Genomic DNA, 16409 nt, shown 5'->3' with positions numbered 1-16409 from the left:
GCCGGAGAGCTGGCGCGGGTAGCGGTCGAGCAGCTTGGTCAGGCCGAGGATCTCGGCGGCGCGGTCGACCCGGGCCTTGATCTCGGTCTTGGGGGCGCGCTTCAGCTTGAGCGAGAAGGCCATGTTGTCGGCNCACCGTCATATGCGGGTAGAGCGCATAGTTCTGGAACACCATGGCGATGTCGCGCTCTTTCGGCGGCACGTCGTTGACCACCTTCGGGCCGATGCGCAGCTCGCCGCCGGAGATGTTCTCAAGCCCGGCGATCATGCGCAGCAGGGTGGATTTACCGCATCCCGACGGCCCGACGAGGATCACGAACTCCCCGTCCTGAATGTCGATCGACACGCCGTGAATGACCGGTACCGTGCCGAAATTCTTGCGGATGTTGCGGATCTCTACTGAGGCCATATCAAAGTCTTCCCTGGTTGTGTCCGCTGACGTGACAAGTCATATCCTCACCCTTTGACCGACCCCGCCATCAGTCCCGCGACGATGTGCTTTTGTGCCGCGAAGAACATGATGATCGCCGGCAGGATCGTCAGCGTGATGAACGCCAGGATAAGGTTCCAGTCCGTGGAAAACTCGCCCTGATAGACCATGATCCCGAGAGGCCATGGATAGAGCGTATCGCGGTTCAGCACGACCAGCGGGAGAAGGTAGTTGTTCCAACTGTGAACGAAGACGATGACTGACACCGTCGCGAGAATCGGGCGCGACAACGGCAGGATCACATGCCAGAAGAACCGGAAGTAGCCGCAGCCGTCGATCACGGCCGCCTCGAAGAGGTCTTTCGGCATCTGCCGGAAGGAGTTGCGGAACAGGAGGATGCTCATTGCCAGGCCAAAGGCGACCTGGGGCAGCACCACGCCCCAGTAGGTGTCGAGAAGACCGAGATCACGGATCTTGATGAAGAGCGGCAGGATCGCGGTGGCAGCCGGAAACATCAACCCGAGAAGCAGATAGTTCAGGAGGAAAGTCGCGCCGAAGAAACGGACATGCACGAACACGAAGGCGGCCATCGCGGACGTGGCAACGGTCAGGATGACCGTCAGGACCGCGATGATCAGGGAGTTCCCCATCAGCTGCCAGTAACGGCCGCTGGCAAGGATCTCCCAGTAGTTCATCCATTCCCATTGGCTTGGTAAGCCGAAAGGATTGACTCTCAGGTCACCGAGCGACTTGAACCCGCCCAAGGCCGTGGTCAGCAAGGGGATCAACACGCCTCCGGCGATGATGAAGAGAATGGCATAGCGAAGGACCGGGGCGATGGTGACCGGCGTATCGTAGCGGGCAGCGGTGCTAGTCATGGCGCATGAGGACCCGTTTGTAGCCGAAGGCGAACACGACGCAGATCAGGAACAGAACCACCCCGACCGCACTGCCGAAGCCGATCCTCGTTCTGGTGACACCGTAAGTGTAGAGATAGGTCACCATGGTCTGGGTGCTGTCCGAGGGACCACCCTTGGTCAGCGGCATGATGAGGTCGAAGAGCTGGATCGATCCGAGGATGGCAAAGAAGACGGAAAGCCGGATCGTTGACCCGAGGAGCGGCACCGTGATCCGCCGGAAGATCTGCCAGCCCGTCGCGCCGTCGATATGCGCGGCCTCGTACAGGCTGCGGTCGATCTGCTGGAGGCCGGCGATGTACAGCATCATGTGGAAGCCGAAATACTTCCAGATCACGACCACCATGATGGCATAGATGGCGATATCCGGCTCGGCGAGAATGTGGATCGGATCGGCGCCGAACAGCTCCAACAGCTTCGCGAAAAGGCCGTACTCGCCGTCGTAGACGAAGCGCCAGATGAGACCTGCGGCGATTTCCGCAAGGATGTAGGGCAGGAAGAAGATAAGCCGGAAGGTTGCCGTCCCCCGCACGTGGTCGGCCAGGAGGATGGCCGTTCCCAAGGCAAGCGGGAGCTGGATCGCCAGCGACACCACGATGATGAGCAGATTGTTCGTCAGCGCGATGCGAAACGCACGGTTCGCGAACAGGAGTTCGAAGTTCCGCCATCCGACGAAGTCGGTCGGCGCTCCATACCCGTTCCAGTTATAGAAACTATACCAGGCGGCTTCGCCCATCGGCAGCGCGACGAAGAGAGTGAAGAGAAACAGCGCCGGAGGCAGGAACAGCAGCACGATGGCCGTTGATCCGCCAATACTTGTCGAGGACGCCCGCAACCATGAGGGTGCTTGGAAGACAGCCTTCGCCGTCCCACCCGTGACACTCGTAGCCATCATTCCCTCCCTGAACTTGCGGCAGGGAAGAGCGGCCCGGCCGCTCTTCCGGGATTTGGCCAGTTTACTGGGCGAGTTCCCAGGCTTGTTGGACGGCCTCGGCCGCTTCCGTCGGTTTCATGCGTCCGGCGGCGAGATCGGCCGAGATGTCATTGACCACCGCGCCGACCGATGGGCCGAGCATCTGATCATAATAGAGCTGGTGATACTTGGACTTGGAAACATTCTCCGCAATCTGGCGCAGGATCGGGTTCTTGATCGCATCCTGGGTGCCGATGACGACCGGGATGTAGAAACCGCGCTCGGCCGCTTGACGCTGGTTTTCCGCTTCCGAGAAGAACTTCAGAAAGTCTGCGGCTTCCTTGGGCGATCCTTTCGTCACCAGCCAACCGTTCAAACCGCCAAGGGTATCGCTCGGATCACCTTTGCCGCCTGCAATCGTCGGGAAAGGAAACCAGCCCAGCTTGTCATCGGGAATGCCAACCTTGTCGGCCGAGTTGGCTTTCATGGTATTGAGGAGCCCGTTCAGCATGAGCATCATCGCGCCCTTGCCGTCGCCGAACTGTCCTGCCGATTGAGGATAGGTTGCTCCGAGGAAGCCGGCCTGGAACGGCTTGAGGTCCACCAGTTGCTTGAACACTTCACCGGCCTTGACGAAGGTCGTGTCGGCAAAGCCCTTGCCCTCGCCGCGCAAGGCGGCCTCGAAAGCGTCCTTACCGCCGATCCTGATCGCCAGATGCGACCAATAGAAATGGATCGGCCATTTGTCGGCTCCACCAGTGATGATCGGCGTGATCCCGGCAGCCTGCAGCTTCTTCACCGCACCGAGCAGGTCATCCCAGGTCTTGATCGAGGATGCGTCCACGCCCGCCTTCGCGAATAGATCCTTGTTGTAGAAGAAACCCACCTGTGCCGTGTGCATCGGCACGCCGTAAATCTTGTCGTTGACGGTGTAGGCTTGCACCGCGGCCGGAACGAAGCGCGCCTTCCAGGGAGCATCCATGACAGGCGTCAAGTCCTCGATGACCCCGGCCTTGATCTGATCGCGCAGGACGCCTCCTGCCCAACTGTAGATGATGTTCGGCCGGTCCGACGATTGCAGGAGCGTGGTCAGCTTCTTCTTGTAGGCCTCGTTTTCGAGATATTGAACGTCCACCTTCACGCCCGGATGGGAGGCCTCGTAGCGTCGGGCGATGTCGTTCCAGAATCCGGTAACCTGCGGGTTCTGTTCGACATGCAGCATCCTGACGGTCACGTCGGCGAGTGCCGCAGTCATTCCGCTGCATGAGGCGGTGATCGCGCAGGCAGCCGCAAGCATCAGCTTTTTGTAGCTCATTGCCGTTCTCCTCGGTGTTTCCTCTGCCAGGGCTTTTTCGCCCTTTTATTTGGATAGCGCATTAAAACGTGGACGCCATCCGGGAGGCTGTCAAGCGGTTTATCCCATCTATTACGGACATTTGACGCAGCGGCGATCATTGACAGGCCACGATCCCTCAATAATAAATACGGCATCCGCATTAAAGAGGATGGCCCATGCCGGCGGACGGTGCCGCAATTAAGACTGCCGATCCCGAGCTGATGCGGGCGATCAACCGTTTCCTCGTCATGGATGCCATCCGCCGTTCCGGCACGATCTCCCGCGTCGAGATCTCGGAGCGGACGGAGCTCAGCCCCACCACCGTTTCGGCGATCACGGCGGCCCTCCTCGAGGACGGCCTGATCGTCCCGCGCCAGGTCGCCCCCACCCCCGACCAAGTCCGCGGACGGCCACGCATCATGCTCGAGCTCAACCCGGCTGCAGCTTCGGTCTGCGGTGCGAAGCTTGCTCCCAACAAGATCACCATCGCGGTCACCAACTTCCAAGCGGACGTACTCGGCACGGTATCGATCCCGATCAGGGTCGACCGCCAACCCGCCTCGGTCATCCTCGACCTCGTGGAGGACGGCGTTCGCTCCTGCATCGAGGCGACCGGTTTGCAGGTCGAGGACATCAACAGCCTCTGCCTCGGCGTGCCGGGAATCGTCGAGCGCGCCTCCGGCATCTGCCGTTACAGCCCGATCTTCTCGGAGCGCGATCTCAAGCTTGGCGTCGACCTCCAGGAGCGCCTGAAGGTGCCGACGACGGTCGACAGCGACGTCAACCTGATCACCCTCGCCGAGCAATGGTTCGGGCATGGCCGGGACCTCAGTGACTTCCTGGTGGTCTCCATCGAGCACACGATCGGGCTCGGCATCATTCATGCGGGAGAGCTCTTCCGCGGGGCGAACGGTCTCAGCCCGGATCTGGGCGACCTGATCGTGTCGCCCAACGGCAGCATCGGGAACGGGCCTCTCCCCGGGCGTCTCTCCGGGATCGCTTCGACCACCGCGATCCTGTCCGCAGCGGCCGATCTTGCCCGTGGAACGCCGCAGGAGAAGCTCCTGCGCGGGACGCGTGGAATGGACCATGCCGTGTCGCTCGCCCACGCCGGCGACGGGCGGATCGCAGCGATTTTCGAAGAGGCCGGCCGGGCCCTGGGGATCGCCATTGCGAACCTGATCACCCTTTTCGCGCCGCCGAAGGTCATTCTCGCCGGATCAGCCCTCCAGGCGGGTGAACTGCTCCTCGCGCCCTTGCGCGATGCGGTACAGGCAGCAACGCCCGAAACCATCTCCGGCGTGACCGAGATCGTGGTCCATGAGTCCAGCGACGACACCTGGGCCCGTGGCGCCGCGGCCCTGACCCTGCGCGATCTCTACGGTGCCCCGTGGGGAACGACCGGACCAGCCAAGAAACGCTAGCGCATCGTACGGACGATGCGTCAGCCAAGATTTGGAGCGTCGGAATTGAACCCAAAAGCGGGTCCACTTTTGGGTCCGAGGCTCTAAGCACAACGGTAATGACATAAGGGAGAAAACATGGAACGCCTGGGTATCGGCATCATTGGATGCGGAAATATCAGCGAAGCCTACCTCAAGGCCGCGTCAAACTTTCCGATCCTCGACATCAAGGGGATCGCCGACATCCGCCCGGAGGCGGCCGAGGCACGTGCATCCCAGTTCGGGCTGCGGGCGATGTCGGTGGACGAGATGCTTGCGGATCCGTCGATCCAGATCGTGGTCAATCTCACGATCCCTGCTGCCCACGTGGAGGTGGGTCTAAGAGCGCTCGCGGCCGGCAAGCACGTTCACTCGGAAAAGCCTCTTGGTCTCACGACCGCCGAGGCCCGCCCTCTCCTGCACATGGCCAAGGAGCGGGGGCTGCGCGTCGGCTGCGCGCCCGATACGTTCCTCGGCGGATCGCACCAGACCTGCCGCAAGCTCATCGACGAGGGAGTGATCGGTCGTCCCCTAGCGGGCAGCGCCTTCTTCATGTGCCCCGGCCATGAGCGCTGGCACCCCAATCCCGCCTTCTACTACGCCAAAGGTGGCGGGCCGATGCTGGACATGGGTCCCTACTACATCACGGCTCTCGTGAACCTCATCGGGCCCGTTGCCAGGGTGGCGGGCATTACGTCCCGTGCCAGGGCCGAACGCGAGATCACGAGCGAGCCGTTGAAGGGCACCATGATCCCCGTAGAGGTGGCGACGCACGTAGCAGGGACGCTCGAGTTCGTCTCAGGCGCGGTCGTCTCAATTGCCATGAGCTTCGATGTGCCCCGGCACCGCCACAGACCGATCGAGCTGTACGGCACGGCGGGCAGCCTGAGCGTTCCGGATCCCAACCGCTTCTTTGGCGCCATCGAGCTCGCCACGGCGGCGAAGGATTGGACGGAGCAGCCCACCGAGCATCCCTATGCGAGCGGGAACTACCGGATTATCGGCGTCGCCGATATGGCACACGCCATCCGATCCGGACGCCCTCACCGCGCATCGGGTGAACTCGCCTTCCATGCGCTTGAGGTCATGGAAGCCTTCCAGCTGTCCTCGGAGCGAGGAGCGCACGTCACCATCGAGTCGCGACCGGAACGGCCGGCCATGCTGCCGACGACGCTTCAGTTCGGCTCGCTCGACTAGAAAACATCGCGAAAACGGGAGGTAAGAGAATGCGCGAAGCACTGATTGTATGGGGCGGCTGGAGCGGGCACGAGCCGGAGCAATGCGCCTCCATCATCGCCAGCATGCTGGAGGAGGAAGGCTTCAAGGTCTACGTCGAGAATTCGACCGAGGCCTTCGCTGACCCCGGTCTGTCCGACATGAGTCTGGTGGTTCCTATCTACACCATGTCGAAGATCGAGAAGGAGGAGCTGAGCAATCTCACGGCGGCCGTCCGTGGCGGCGTCGGTCTTGCCGGTTTTCACGGCGGCATGGGCGATGCCTTCCGCGAGGCGGTCGAGTACCAGTTCATGTGCGGCGGCCAATGGGTGGCTCATCCGGGCAACATCATCGACTACCGGGTGAACGTCACGCGGCCCGACGATCCGGTGATGCAGGGCATCCGGGATTTCGACTATCATTCCGAACAGTACTACATGCACGTCGATCCCTCGAACGAGGTTCTCGCCACGACGACCTTCTCGGGCGAGCACGCTCCCTGGATCGAAGGCGTCGTCATGCCGGTCGTGTGGAAGCGCCGTCACGGCCAGGGCCGCGTGTTCTACAGCTCCCTCGGGCATGTGGCGAAGGAGTTCGACGTGCCGGAAATGCGCACCATCCTCAAGCGCGGCATGCTCTGGGCTGCGCGTTGAACGCCGTGCTCACAGGAAGTCGGATAACGCTTAGAGCATCGTACGGACCCGCATGGCCGCGTAGCGAAAAGTGGATCCGGTTCACCGTCAAAAAATGCGGCGCCAACGACCTCTTCGAAGAGACCAGGCCGTGATATGCTGAGGCCCGGCAGCAGAACCTGAGCCCCTGCAGGAACGGCCACGAACCGTCCTGTGGGTCTGTTGATGGAGTCCGCTGATGAGAGATACAGCCTACATCCTCGTCAGTCTTGGAGCAGCCATCCTCGTGCTCCTGGCCCTCGTATTCCGTGCAATGTTCTTTGGCCTGGGTCTCCGCACCACCGGAGACAGGATTGCGAAGTGGATCGGCAGGCGGCCCTAGAGCATCGGACGTGAAACGTAGATTCGCACTTTTGGGATTGGATCCGATGCTTCCTCTATAGATGAGAGCATCCTCCCGGAGGAGAAGGACCATGGCGGCAGACCGGCACGAGGCGTTGATCCGCGCCTACATCGACGAGGTCTTCAATGGGCACTGTTTGGACGCCCTGGAAAAGTACTGGCATGTCGAACTGACATCGCACTGGCTGGGCATGGAGACGATTCACGGCCTGTCTGACTGGCGCACGGCGATGGAAGGCTTCTTCGCCGCCTTCCCGGACGCCGCCTACACGCTGGACGACATGTTCTTCGCCGGCGACCGAGGTGTCTGGCGTGGCCACTGGCAGGCGATCCAGCAGGGCGATTGGCAAGGGATCGCCCCATCCGGCCGCAACGTGACCTGGACTGTCATCATCATTGGCCGCTTCGCCGGTGGCAGGCTGATCGAGGACTGGGTCGAGCTGGACCGGCTTGGCGTCTTCCAACAGCTCGGATGCGTTCCGACTGGATCGTAGGAGGCTTGTCGCAAACGCGTGGCGTCGACCGCTCGCTGCGGATGCGGGCCGCATGTGTATGTCATAACAGGAGATGGTCCGTGTCGGCTCTCAGGCAATGACACGGACGAAGCGCTCATGTCTCAGGAGTGCCGGCTGCGGGCATTGCACCGCCGGAGACCGCTGGAGCTTTTCGGTGAAGTGGATCCGGCTCACCGTCAAAAAACACGGCAAAGAAGAGAAATGATTCCACATCAGTGGCAACAGCTCTGGCGCCTGACGATGGTTATTGGCGGGAAGCTCTCTCTGAACGGCTTCCGGGCTTTGCCCTTACAGGATCCGGTAGACGACCAGGGCAAGGATGGAACAGGCCGCCATGGCGGCAACCGTGGACAATGGCGTGCCGTTGTAGAACAGCGATACGGCCACGCCCATTGCGGCCCCGAACCCGAGAGAACTCGCTGACAGCATGGAGGATGCCAGCCCTGCAATATCGCCCATCGGCTCCAGGGCCAGTTGAACGGCATTGCCGCCAACGAGGCCGAATGACAGGCACACCAGGACAACCAGGGGCAGCAGGAGCCCCAGGGGCAATGTACTCATCGAGGTCAGCACGAGCAGAGCGATGCTGCATGCCGCTCCCATGACAAGACCCGCCGTGAGTGGGTATTTCGGCTCGATGCCCCTGGCATTCAGTCGTCCATTGAGGAAGCTACCGGTCACGATACCTGAGGCCGTCAAGGCAAAGGTCGCTCCATAGAGCGTCGGCGACAGTCCATACACTCCCATCATGACGAGCGGCGAACCCGACACGTAGGAGAACAGGCAGCCGAACATGAGCGTCTGGATCAAAAGGAACTTGATGCTCTGCCGCGTGGTGAACACGCGCAGATAATTGCCGGCGAGCTGCCGGACCGACAGGCGGTTCTGAGCGCCAGGCCGATAGGACTCCGCATAGCACAGCAGCATCAGGGCGAAGGTGAGAGCTCCGGTCGCAGACAGAAAGAAATAGATGCTGCGCCAATCGTGAAACAGCAGCAGGAGAACCGACCCGATGGTCGGGGCCGAGAGAGGAGCCAGCAGCTGCATCACCTGAACGTAGGACTGCTTGGAGCGACCCGCGGAACCGGTAAAAAGGTCCCGAATGATCGCGGCCGACAGCGAGCGGCTCGCGCCGGCTCCGCAGCCTTGAAGGAAGCGCCACACGACCAGGGTCTCGAAGCTCGGTGACAACGCACAGCCCAGCCCCGCCAGGGTGTAGATTGCTGTCGAGACCAGAATGACGGGTTTGCGCCCGAACCGATCGCTCAGCGGCCCGTACACAAGCGGCGAACCGGCGAAGCCTCCCATGAAGGCACTGAGGGTCAGCCCGACCGTGCCCGGCGAGACGGAGAAAGCCGAGGCGATGTGCGGCACACCGGAGAGCGCCATGTCCGTGCCGAGGGCGGCCAATCCGCTGAAGAGCGCGACCAAGGCCAGGAACCCGAATGAATGGGGATCGAGTTTTCGGATCATGTCGCCTCTGTGGGTGGAAATCGCCGTCGGGTGATCAACATAGACTTAGCCGATCGGGATGTACGGGCCATACCTATTCTTGCCAGAGTGCTCGCGATGAGCCGGACGGCGCGAAGGACGCGGCATCCGACAATCCTGACAACCCGGCCTATCCCTTCTCGACGGTCCCGCAGACAAGGAACACAACCATGACACAGCCAAAACGGATAGAGACCCGGCAGCTTGGAAGAACGGGCCCTCTTGTGTCGGCCCTTGGTCTGGGTTGCATGTCGCTCTCCGGCGTCTATGGGCAGAGCAATGACGAGGAGGCCGTCTCTTTCATCCGCTATGGGCTCGACCAGGGCGTGACCCTGCTCGATTCCGCCGACATGTACGGCTGGGGGCAAAACGAAGAGTTGGTCGGACGGGCCATCGCCGGGCGCCGCGATGACGTGGTCCTGGCCACCAAGTTCGGTCAGGTGCGGTCCGAGACAGGTCAAGGCGTGAACGGCCGGCCCGAATACGTGCGCCAAGCCTGTGAGGCCAGCCTGCGGCGTCTCAAGGTCGATGTGATCGACCTCTACTACCAGCATCGTGTCGACCCTCACGTGGCGATCGAAGAGACGGTCGGAGCCATGGCGGACCTCGTGCGGCAGGGCAAGGTCCGCTATCTTGGACTATCGGAAGCTCGGCCGGAAACCATCCGCCGGGCCCACAGCGTTCATCCGATCAGTGCCGTCCAGACGGAGTTTTCCCTGCTCTACCGTCAGGAGGCGGAGGAGACCTTGCGGACCACCCGGGAACTGGGCATCGGCTTCGTGGCCTATTCGCCGCTCGGCCGTGGATTCCTCGCAGGCGGAATCCATGATCCGGACCAGGTCAAAGGGGATCGCCGGGCCCAGCATCCCCGCTTTCAGGCGGAGCATTTCGCTCACAACCGGGCCTTGGTCGACCGGGTAGAGGCGCTCGCGCGGGACAAGGGATGTACGCCGGCACAACTCGTCCTGGGCTGGCTTCTGGCGCAAGGACCGGATGTCGTGCCCATCCCCGGCACGAAGCGGCGCGAACGGCTGGACGAAAACCTCGGGGCGTTGCAGGTGCACCTGTCTGCAGAGGACGTGACCCGCATTTCCGACACCGTACCGGCCGGCGCAGTCTCGGGCCAACGCTATCCTGACATGGCAGCGGTGTACCGCTAGAGCATTTTTCGGTGACGTGAATCCAGTTCACCGCGAGAAAATGCGCCACAGCGAAGCAGAGAGATGATTCCATGCAAGAGGAAACAGCTCTAAAGCATCGGACGTGAAATGTGGACTTGCACTTTTGGGATCGAATCCGATGCTTCCTCTTTCAAGGTGGGCATTGTTCATGCGGACCCGCAGGGCCGCGGTAGCGAATATCGAATCCACTTTTCCGCACGATGCGCTCATCCCCGACCGTTCGCGAGCGTCTGCTGCGGCTGAGGCAGCTGTCCCTCGCCCAAACTCTCGAATGTGCTATTTGAAGACATTCCCAGCAAGCTGGCGCCAGCTTGCTCGGCTTGGTGTCGGCTTAGGAACTAAAGCCACCGCATCTGGCGGAAGCGCCAGTAGAGCCAGCCACACACCAGCGCAATCACCACCAGCACAACGGGGTAGCCGTACTTCCAGTGCAGTTCGGGCTCGACATCAAAATTCATCCCGTAGATGCCCGCCACCGCCGTTGGTATCGCCAAGATGGCCGCCCAGGCTGCCAGCTTGCGGGAGATCTCAGTCTGCTGCGCCTGACCCGTCATCAGGCTGGTCTCAAACGCGAACGAGAGCACCTCGCGCAGGGACTCGATCTCCTCCTGCACCTGACGGATGTGATCGGACACATCGCGGAACAGCGGGTACATCGGAGCATCGATTCCGGGCAGCCCAGGCTTTTCCAGGCGCCGACAGACCTCCACCAGTGGGATCGTGGCATTGCGCAGGCGAAGGAGGTCCCGCCGGAGCTGATAGATCCGGCCGATCTGGTCCTGGGATGGCTGCGCGCCCAGGACGCTGTCCTCGATCTCCTCCACCTCTGCTTGGATAGTCTCAAGCACCGGCATGTAGTTGTCGACGATGAAGTCGAGGACGGCATAGAGGATGAAGTCCTCGCCCTCCGAGAATGCCAACGGCGCCGCCTCGCAGCGTTCCCGCACCGGCGTGTAAGTCGTCGAGGCGCCGTGGCGTACCGAGACCACATAGCCGCGCCCGACGAACAGGTGCGTCTCGCCGAACGCGATTCGCCCCTCCACCATTTGGGCGGTGCGGGCGACGACGAACAGCGCTTCGCCGTATTGCTCGACCTTGGGCCGCTGATGCGCCTTGAGGGCATCTTCGATGGCCAACTCATGTAGGCCGAACTGGCCCTGAACCTTCCTGAGGAGGTCCAGGCCAGGCTCGTGCAGGCCAATCCAGACGACATGCCCCGGCCTGCGGGACCAGTCCCCCGCCTCTTCGATTGCAATGTCGGCCACGCGCCGGCCTTCCGCATAGGCGACCGAGGCCACCACGCCAGGAACGCCCTTCGGCTCAACCGAAACGAGCTTGAGTGGCTTTGCCATGATGAATCAACGCTGAGCAGCGGCATTCAGTGCCACCACTGGGGAGCCGACGCCCCGTACATCCCCACCCACGGTGAAACCCTACGCCGCACGGCCACGTTGGAGCCAAGGGGATGCTGCTCCCCGCGTCGGATACGAGAGGGAGGCAGTCTATGGCCGCAACGGGCATCAGCGGGAGCGCAGCCGCAGGTTAGCGTCGATCCAGGCAGATACGTCAGTGACCGGAATGCCATGACGTTCGTTGAACGTCCCAGCCTTGTCCCACGCAACACCACGACCTTGCGCGAAGGCAGCCCGGTACTTGCGCATCATGTTCTGCGGATCATTCGCCAATTCTTCCATCAGGAAGGGCACGGTCCATTCGGACCGGCTGAAGGGACGGTCCAGACCCGCCTCAAGCTTATCTGCAACCTCCCCATAGGTCACCGTGTCGCCCGCTAGGAACATAATCTTGTTGCGGATGCGCGGTTCGGCGAACACGATTTCCGCAGTCAGCTTCCCGATGTCCTCAGGCGTGGTCAGCGTCACGGCCGTATCGAGACTTCCCAGCGCATGGACCTCGGAATTTTTTAGGTCGACGACGCCAAACTCCGGCTTGAACAGGTAGCTCATGAACATGCCGGTCGAGATGATGACCCATTCGGTCTGAGTCTGGGCCCGCAACAGCTCGCGGACGTCCAACTGCGCGTCGAAGATGTCCTGCGGACTGCCGCGCCCGATCACGTCGAAGTCGACGCCGAACTGCCAGGGGAAGTAGCGCGGGATACGGGCCTGCAATGCAGCCTTCGCCGGCTTCATGGGCGTGTCGATCCCGGCGGCGTAGCCGGTACAACCAATCACCGTGTGATATTGTGCGAACAGCGAGGCGAGCTCGTCGACCGCACTCTTAACCAGGTCACCAACCACGATCTCGATGTTGAGCTCCCGGATCTCCGCGATGGAGCGCTACTTGTCCGGGTCATCCGACGAGACAGCGCTGGTGCGCAGGAGGACGCTGATCGTCGTCCCCTTCGCCTTACGTGCACGGCGTGCCAGATTGCGAAGGACGGGTTGCCCGAGTTCCCCGGCGCCCAGCACGAGAATGGACTGCGACGTCGTGGTGTATGTTGTATCGCTCGTCGTTCTGCCTCATCGAGAATGCGTTGCGGCCTCGATCTAGCGATGCGCTTAAGCACATGAAAGAAGGTACATGCGTGATACTGTGAACCAGACTTTGAGCAGAGAATAAGTTCTTAGATATTCCCAGACCGTCTGTGACGGGTTGAGGGACGACGACGGGGTGCGCCGCGAAGTGCTGGCGCATGCCGGCAAACGCTGGTCGCTTGGTGTCGACAGGAGGCTGCGCCATGCGGAGATCGGGAGACGCATGCATGTCGTCATGCAGCGCATGCTGACACGGACACTGCGTCATTCGGAGCTACCCACCTCATCTGCTCACCGCTGCTCGCTGCCTCATGATCAGACCAAGGCGTTCCTTTCGGGAAGCGACAGGATCGGTCGATTCTTCTCCATGGACTTTTGTATGTTCTTCACGCCGCCGGACAGACTGCGCGCAGCGCCTCGAACCGGGCGAGCTGATCCTCCTTCAGGCTCCGGTCTTCATTGCAGCCTACGAAGATCTTGAACATCACGCCGCCGCCCTCATTGACGAACTGCACCGAGCAGGAGCGTTTGCCAAAGAACGGACGGTCGACGAAGTAGATCGCACGGCACCGATCCATGCGCAGGTGCCCGCCGATGGGACTTTCCCCATGGATGTTGAAATAGCCGCGCCCCACCGTTCCCGGTGGCACGCTGCCCTTGCACTCGAACACGCCGTCGGAGGTGTGGATGACGAAGGTGATGTCGCCCCATCCGGTCAGGTCGCTCCATATAGCCTCGAAGAGATCGCCGGGCACGCGTGCCGCCTGGGCCCCGAGGCAATCGAGCACCCGTTGGAGCGGTACGTTGCGTGCCTCCGCAATCGCCTCCAGGACCCCGTCAGGTCTTGCTGCGAGATCCTCGCGGATCAAGGTTTCCACATCCTGTATGATCGCCATCACGCGCGTGCCCCTCAGGCGACCTTGGTCGTGCGACCGATCGTCTGGATCACCTCGAAGCCCTCGAATTCCGGGTGGTCGAGCGTCAAAGGTTTGTTGCTGTTTGTACTGGCTCGCGTATGCGAGGCGCGGAACTGCTCCGAGCGCGTCCAGGCCTCGAAGTGCAGTTTGCTGGCCCACAGGGTATGCGAGGAATAGAGCACATGGTCCTCGCGCTCCGGCCCGCGCAGCATGTGGAACTCGATGAAACCTTCGAGTTCATGCAAATGGCTCTCGCGCGAGAACCACCGCTGTTCGAACTCGTCTGTCGCGTCCTTCAGGACCTTGAAGCGGTTCATGGCAATGAACATGGGAAATGGCTCCTTGTTGGAGCAAACCGCCTAGCGGCTTGCAAACTTCACGGTCAGGCCGAATTTTGCCGTAAGGCCGGGACTTGCCTGGCTATTCTGATATTGAATGTATTGCCGGTCGAACACATTCTGAATGGCGATGTCGCCGCTGATGTTCTCGTCATAGCGATAGGACGCGAACAGATCGACGAGACCATAGCCCTTCGACGGATTCGCGACGTTACTCTCGCTGTCCGCCACGAAGGTCATGCGCGTTCCGAGCGTCAGCTTATCGTCGAGCAGGCGGAAGCCGAGAGTCGTGCTGAGCCGGTTGGGATAAACCGAGTTCAGCGGATCGCCCGTCACATCGTTCTCACCGTCGATGATGGTGCCCGCGAGGGTGATGAAACCCCTGCCCCAATCGTAGGCAGCCTCGAGCTCGGCACCTTGAAGGGTTGCCCGGGCGATATTCTGATACTGCTGATCCCGTATGCCGATCAGGCATAGACTCGGCACAAAGGCGCAGACACTCACGGGCATGCCTGGAACCACCGGCACATTATAGACCGGTCCGACGCTGACGCTGTCGATATAATCATCGATCTCGTTATGGAACACCGAGATCTTGGTGCGGAACCTGTCACCGGCATTCAGCACGCTGTCATACTGAACGTTGACGCCGCCTTCGAGGTTTCGGGCGACCTCGGGGCGAAGCGAGGGATTGGGAAGGATATTGAAAATCGGAAACGGATGGGAACCCTGGATCAGGGTCTCGGTGATTGATGGGGCACGATAGCCTTCCGCATAGGTTCCATAGAGCTCGATCCCTTTGATGGGCTCAATGCCCACGGTGATCTTGGGTGAGACACGCGATCCGTCTGCATGGATTCCGCCGCCATCGAGCTCATAGCTATCGAAGCGCAACGCACCAATGGCCCGCAGCCAGGGAGTGAAGCGCACTTCATCCTGAATGAAGCCGCCAAAGAGGGTACGGTCTCCGGAAGGCGTGAAGGCCGAGCCATACCCGCCCGCGCGGTCGTCGGTCTCCGCCTGGTCCTGCGCGCCGTCGATGCCGATCGTCAGAGCATGAGCGAGGCCGCCGGTCTCGAACCGGGCCGTATTGCTGATGTCGAACCCGATCGTCTCCATGCTGTAGTTCAAGAGAGCACCCGGACGTACCCCAAGAGAGCCATAGGTTCTGCTCGGCGTGAGAACGCTCTTGTCGTCTTCGGTCGAGGTATAATAGGCCTTCATGCTCAGATCGAGCCAGGGAACGTCAGGCCGAGCGAACCGGTAGCCGAGCGTGTAGGTATTGGCGATGACATCGTTGGAGAACCGCGTTCCGACTCCGGTGTCGCCATTGTTGGCGAAGGTATAGTTCTGCAACAGGGCAGAACCGCTGATCGTGTGTCCATCGGCCGGATAGACGTTGAACTTGAACAGGCCCGACGTCAGCTCGGAAGCGGAATCCCGGATCTTGTTGCCATCGCCATCGTAGTAATTGTTGGTGTTACGATAGAAGAATTGGCCGAAGACATCCGCCGCCGCACCGAGCCGCGCACCCACCATGCTGTTGGTGAAGATGCCTGCGCCGTTCGTGCCGTAACCTGTCCTCTGCACGGCTCCGTACTTCTCGTCCGGAGTCAGAATGTCGTCGATGGTGCGGGTGCGGAAGGAGGCCACGCCACCAATGGCGCCCGAGCCATAGACGTTAGAAACGGGCCCGCGCACCACATCCACTTGCCCAATCAGCTCTGGATCGAGATAAAAGGTGCCGTTCGCGCCGTGCCCGCTCACCTGGTAATCCTGCCGCGCCCCATCCACGAGCACGTTCACGCGGCCGAAATCCTGCAGGCCGCGAATGTTGATGGCCTGACCAGGATCCGTTCCCGTTTCTTGCACCGCCACGCCGGGCACGCTCTGCAGAACGTCGGAGATGCGTGAGGATTGCAGCAGATCGATCTGCTGGCGCGTCACCACGCTCGCTCCCGCGAGATCATTGATGACCTTGTCTTCCGTCTTGCCTGACGTGACCGTCACGGTGTCGAGCATCAGGACGCCGTCCTCGCTGGGAAGAGGCTGTGCGGCAGGAGCGCTTTGCGCCAAGACCGCCGAAGTCAAAGGCAACCCGGCCAAGGGTGCGAGAACGAAGAGGGCGAGAGGCGAGGTGGACGCGCGAAGGCTTTCGCGCAGGAGAGTAAACATCCTGACGATC

Annotated in this window: 16 protein-coding genes and 1 pseudogene; 6 read left to right on the top strand and 11 right to left on the bottom strand. The window is 61.5% G+C overall.

The features are described 5' to 3' along the window. From DDF70_RS38165 to DDF70_RS20485, 5 genes and pseudogenes are all read right to left on the bottom strand, one after another. Positions 1 to 132, bottom strand: a pseudogene (locus tag DDF70_RS38165) (sugar ABC transporter ATP-binding protein); the annotation flags it as partial. Position 133: 1 nt separating this feature from the next. Continuing rightward, a partial coding sequence (locus DDF70_RS20500) for an ATP-binding cassette domain-containing protein (RefSeq protein WP_245435579.1) occupies positions 134 to 409 on the bottom strand: 276 nt, incomplete at its 3' end. A 47-nt stretch (positions 410 to 456) separates the two neighbouring features. Next, entirely contained in the window at positions 457 to 1308 is an 852-nt protein-coding gene (locus tag DDF70_RS20495; protein ID WP_114946691.1) for a carbohydrate ABC transporter permease, read from the bottom strand. Beyond that, positions 1301 to 2239, bottom strand: a complete 939-nt coding sequence (locus DDF70_RS20490; RefSeq protein WP_114946698.1) for a carbohydrate ABC transporter permease — start codon at positions 2237 to 2239, stop codon at positions 1301 to 1303. The genes DDF70_RS20495 and DDF70_RS20490 overlap by 8 nt, the downstream gene beginning before the upstream one ends. 64 nt (positions 2240 to 2303) lie before the next feature. Then, positions 2304 to 3575: an ABC transporter substrate-binding protein gene (locus DDF70_RS20485; protein ID WP_114946690.1), complete on the bottom strand. Its 1272-nt coding sequence runs from the start codon at positions 3573 to 3575 to the stop codon at positions 2304 to 2306. Between the two features lie 218 nt (positions 3576 to 3793). Between DDF70_RS20485 and DDF70_RS20480 the strand changes: the two genes are divergently transcribed. From DDF70_RS20480 to DDF70_RS20465, 5 genes are all read left to right on the top strand, one after another. After that, complete coding sequence (locus DDF70_RS20480) at positions 3794 to 5020, top strand: ROK family transcriptional regulator (RefSeq protein ID WP_114946697.1); 1227 nt, start codon at positions 3794 to 3796, stop codon at positions 5018 to 5020. Positions 5021 to 5137: 117 nt separating this feature from the next. Beyond that, positions 5138 to 6235 (top strand): Gfo/Idh/MocA family protein, encoded by a 1098-nt coding sequence (locus tag DDF70_RS20475; RefSeq protein ID WP_114946689.1) that lies wholly within the window; start codon positions 5138 to 5140, stop codon positions 6233 to 6235. A 29-nt stretch (positions 6236 to 6264) separates the two neighbouring features. Beyond that, positions 6265 to 6906, top strand: coding sequence for a ThuA domain-containing protein (locus DDF70_RS20470; RefSeq protein WP_114946688.1), 642 nt, complete (start codon positions 6265 to 6267; stop codon positions 6904 to 6906). A 217-nt stretch (positions 6907 to 7123) separates the two neighbouring features. Further along, positions 7124 to 7267 carry a hypothetical protein gene (locus DDF70_RS36760; RefSeq protein WP_162820540.1) on the top strand — a complete coding sequence of 48 codons (144 nt, stop codon included), beginning with the start codon at positions 7124 to 7126 and terminating at the stop codon, positions 7265 to 7267. 91 nt (positions 7268 to 7358) lie between these two features. Then, positions 7359 to 7781 carry an ester cyclase gene (locus tag DDF70_RS20465; RefSeq protein ID WP_162820539.1) on the top strand — a complete coding sequence of 141 codons (423 nt, stop codon included), beginning with the start codon at positions 7359 to 7361 and terminating at the stop codon, positions 7779 to 7781. 309 nt (positions 7782 to 8090) lie between these two features. Here the strand turns inward: DDF70_RS20465 and DDF70_RS20460 are convergent, their stop codons facing one another. After that, complete coding sequence (locus tag DDF70_RS20460) at positions 8091 to 9275, bottom strand: multidrug effflux MFS transporter (RefSeq protein WP_114946686.1); 1185 nt, start codon at positions 9273 to 9275, stop codon at positions 8091 to 8093. A 188-nt stretch (positions 9276 to 9463) separates the two neighbouring features. Between DDF70_RS20460 and DDF70_RS20455 the strand changes: the two genes are divergently transcribed. Then, positions 9464 to 10453 carry an aldo/keto reductase gene (locus tag DDF70_RS20455; RefSeq protein WP_170316100.1) on the top strand — a complete coding sequence of 330 codons (990 nt, stop codon included), beginning with the start codon at positions 9464 to 9466 and terminating at the stop codon, positions 10451 to 10453. A 359-nt stretch (positions 10454 to 10812) separates the two neighbouring features. Here DDF70_RS20455 and DDF70_RS20450 read toward each other — a convergent pair whose 3' ends face one another. From DDF70_RS20450 to DDF70_RS20425, 5 genes are all read right to left on the bottom strand, one after another. Further along, positions 10813 to 11826, bottom strand: a complete 1014-nt coding sequence (locus DDF70_RS20450) for a magnesium and cobalt transport protein CorA (RefSeq protein ID WP_114946685.1) — start codon at positions 11824 to 11826, stop codon at positions 10813 to 10815. Between the two features lie 168 nt (positions 11827 to 11994). Beyond that, entirely contained in the window at positions 11995 to 12756 is a 762-nt protein-coding gene (locus DDF70_RS20445) for an aromatic alcohol reductase (protein WP_281024381.1), read from the bottom strand. 599 nt (positions 12757 to 13355) lie between these two features. Further along, a complete protein-coding gene (gene hutX / locus DDF70_RS20435; RefSeq protein ID WP_114946684.1) occupies positions 13356 to 13865 on the bottom strand; it encodes a heme utilization cystosolic carrier protein HutX in 510 nt (169 codons plus the stop codon). 14 nt (positions 13866 to 13879) lie between these two features. Further along, on the bottom strand, positions 13880 to 14215 hold the full coding sequence (gene hmuQ, locus DDF70_RS20430; RefSeq protein ID WP_114946683.1) for a heme-degrading protein HmuQ: 336 nt from the start codon (positions 14213 to 14215) through the stop codon (positions 13880 to 13882). 30 nt (positions 14216 to 14245) lie between these two features. Then, positions 14246 to 16399 carry a TonB-dependent hemoglobin/transferrin/lactoferrin family receptor gene (locus DDF70_RS20425; protein ID WP_114946682.1) on the bottom strand — a complete coding sequence of 718 codons (2154 nt, stop codon included), beginning with the start codon at positions 16397 to 16399 and terminating at the stop codon, positions 14246 to 14248. Positions 16400 to 16409 lie beyond the last annotated feature (10 nt).

Origin of the sequence: Microvirga calopogonii, assembly GCF_003347665.1 — a bacterium.
GTDB lineage: Bacteria > Pseudomonadota > Alphaproteobacteria > Rhizobiales > Beijerinckiaceae > Microvirga > Microvirga calopogonii.
Note: the sequence above shows the minus strand (reverse complement) of the source record. Positions and strands in the feature narration are given on the sequence as shown.

Excerpts from the sequence above, each read along its gene's own strand:
- DDF70_RS20495 (WP_114946691.1), bottom strand. The coding sequence starts at position 1,308 with ATGACTAGCACCGCTGCCCGCTACGATACGCCGGTCACCATCGCCCCG.
- DDF70_RS20490 (WP_114946698.1), bottom strand. The coding sequence starts at position 2,239 with ATGGCTACGAGTGTCACGGGTGGGACGGCGAAGGCTGTCTTCCAAGCA.
- DDF70_RS20485 (WP_114946690.1), bottom strand. The coding sequence starts at position 3,575 with ATGAGCTACAAAAAGCTGATGCTTGCGGCTGCCTGCGCGATCACCGCC.
- DDF70_RS20475 (WP_114946689.1), top strand. The coding sequence starts at position 5,138 with ATGGAACGCCTGGGTATCGGCATCATTGGATGCGGAAATATCAGCGAA.
- DDF70_RS20470 (WP_114946688.1), top strand. The coding sequence starts at position 6,265 with ATGCGCGAAGCACTGATTGTATGGGGCGGCTGGAGCGGGCACGAGCCG.
- DDF70_RS36760 (WP_162820540.1), top strand. The coding sequence starts at position 7,124 with ATGAGAGATACAGCCTACATCCTCGTCAGTCTTGGAGCAGCCATCCTC.
- DDF70_RS20465 (WP_162820539.1), top strand. The coding sequence starts at position 7,359 with ATGGCGGCAGACCGGCACGAGGCGTTGATCCGCGCCTACATCGACGAG.
- DDF70_RS20460 (WP_114946686.1), bottom strand. The coding sequence starts at position 9,275 with ATGATCCGAAAACTCGATCCCCATTCATTCGGGTTCCTGGCCTTGGTC.
- DDF70_RS20455 (WP_170316100.1), top strand. The coding sequence starts at position 9,464 with ATGACACAGCCAAAACGGATAGAGACCCGGCAGCTTGGAAGAACGGGC.
- DDF70_RS20450 (WP_114946685.1), bottom strand. The coding sequence starts at position 11,826 with ATGGCAAAGCCACTCAAGCTCGTTTCGGTTGAGCCGAAGGGCGTTCCT.
- hutX (WP_114946684.1), bottom strand. The coding sequence starts at position 13,865 with ATGGCGATCATACAGGATGTGGAAACCTTGATCCGCGAGGATCTCGCA.
- hmuQ (WP_114946683.1), bottom strand. The coding sequence starts at position 14,215 with ATGTTCATTGCCATGAACCGCTTCAAGGTCCTGAAGGACGCGACAGAC.
- DDF70_RS20425 (WP_114946682.1), bottom strand. The coding sequence starts at position 16,399 with ATGTTTACTCTCCTGCGCGAAAGCCTTCGCGCGTCCACCTCGCCTCTC.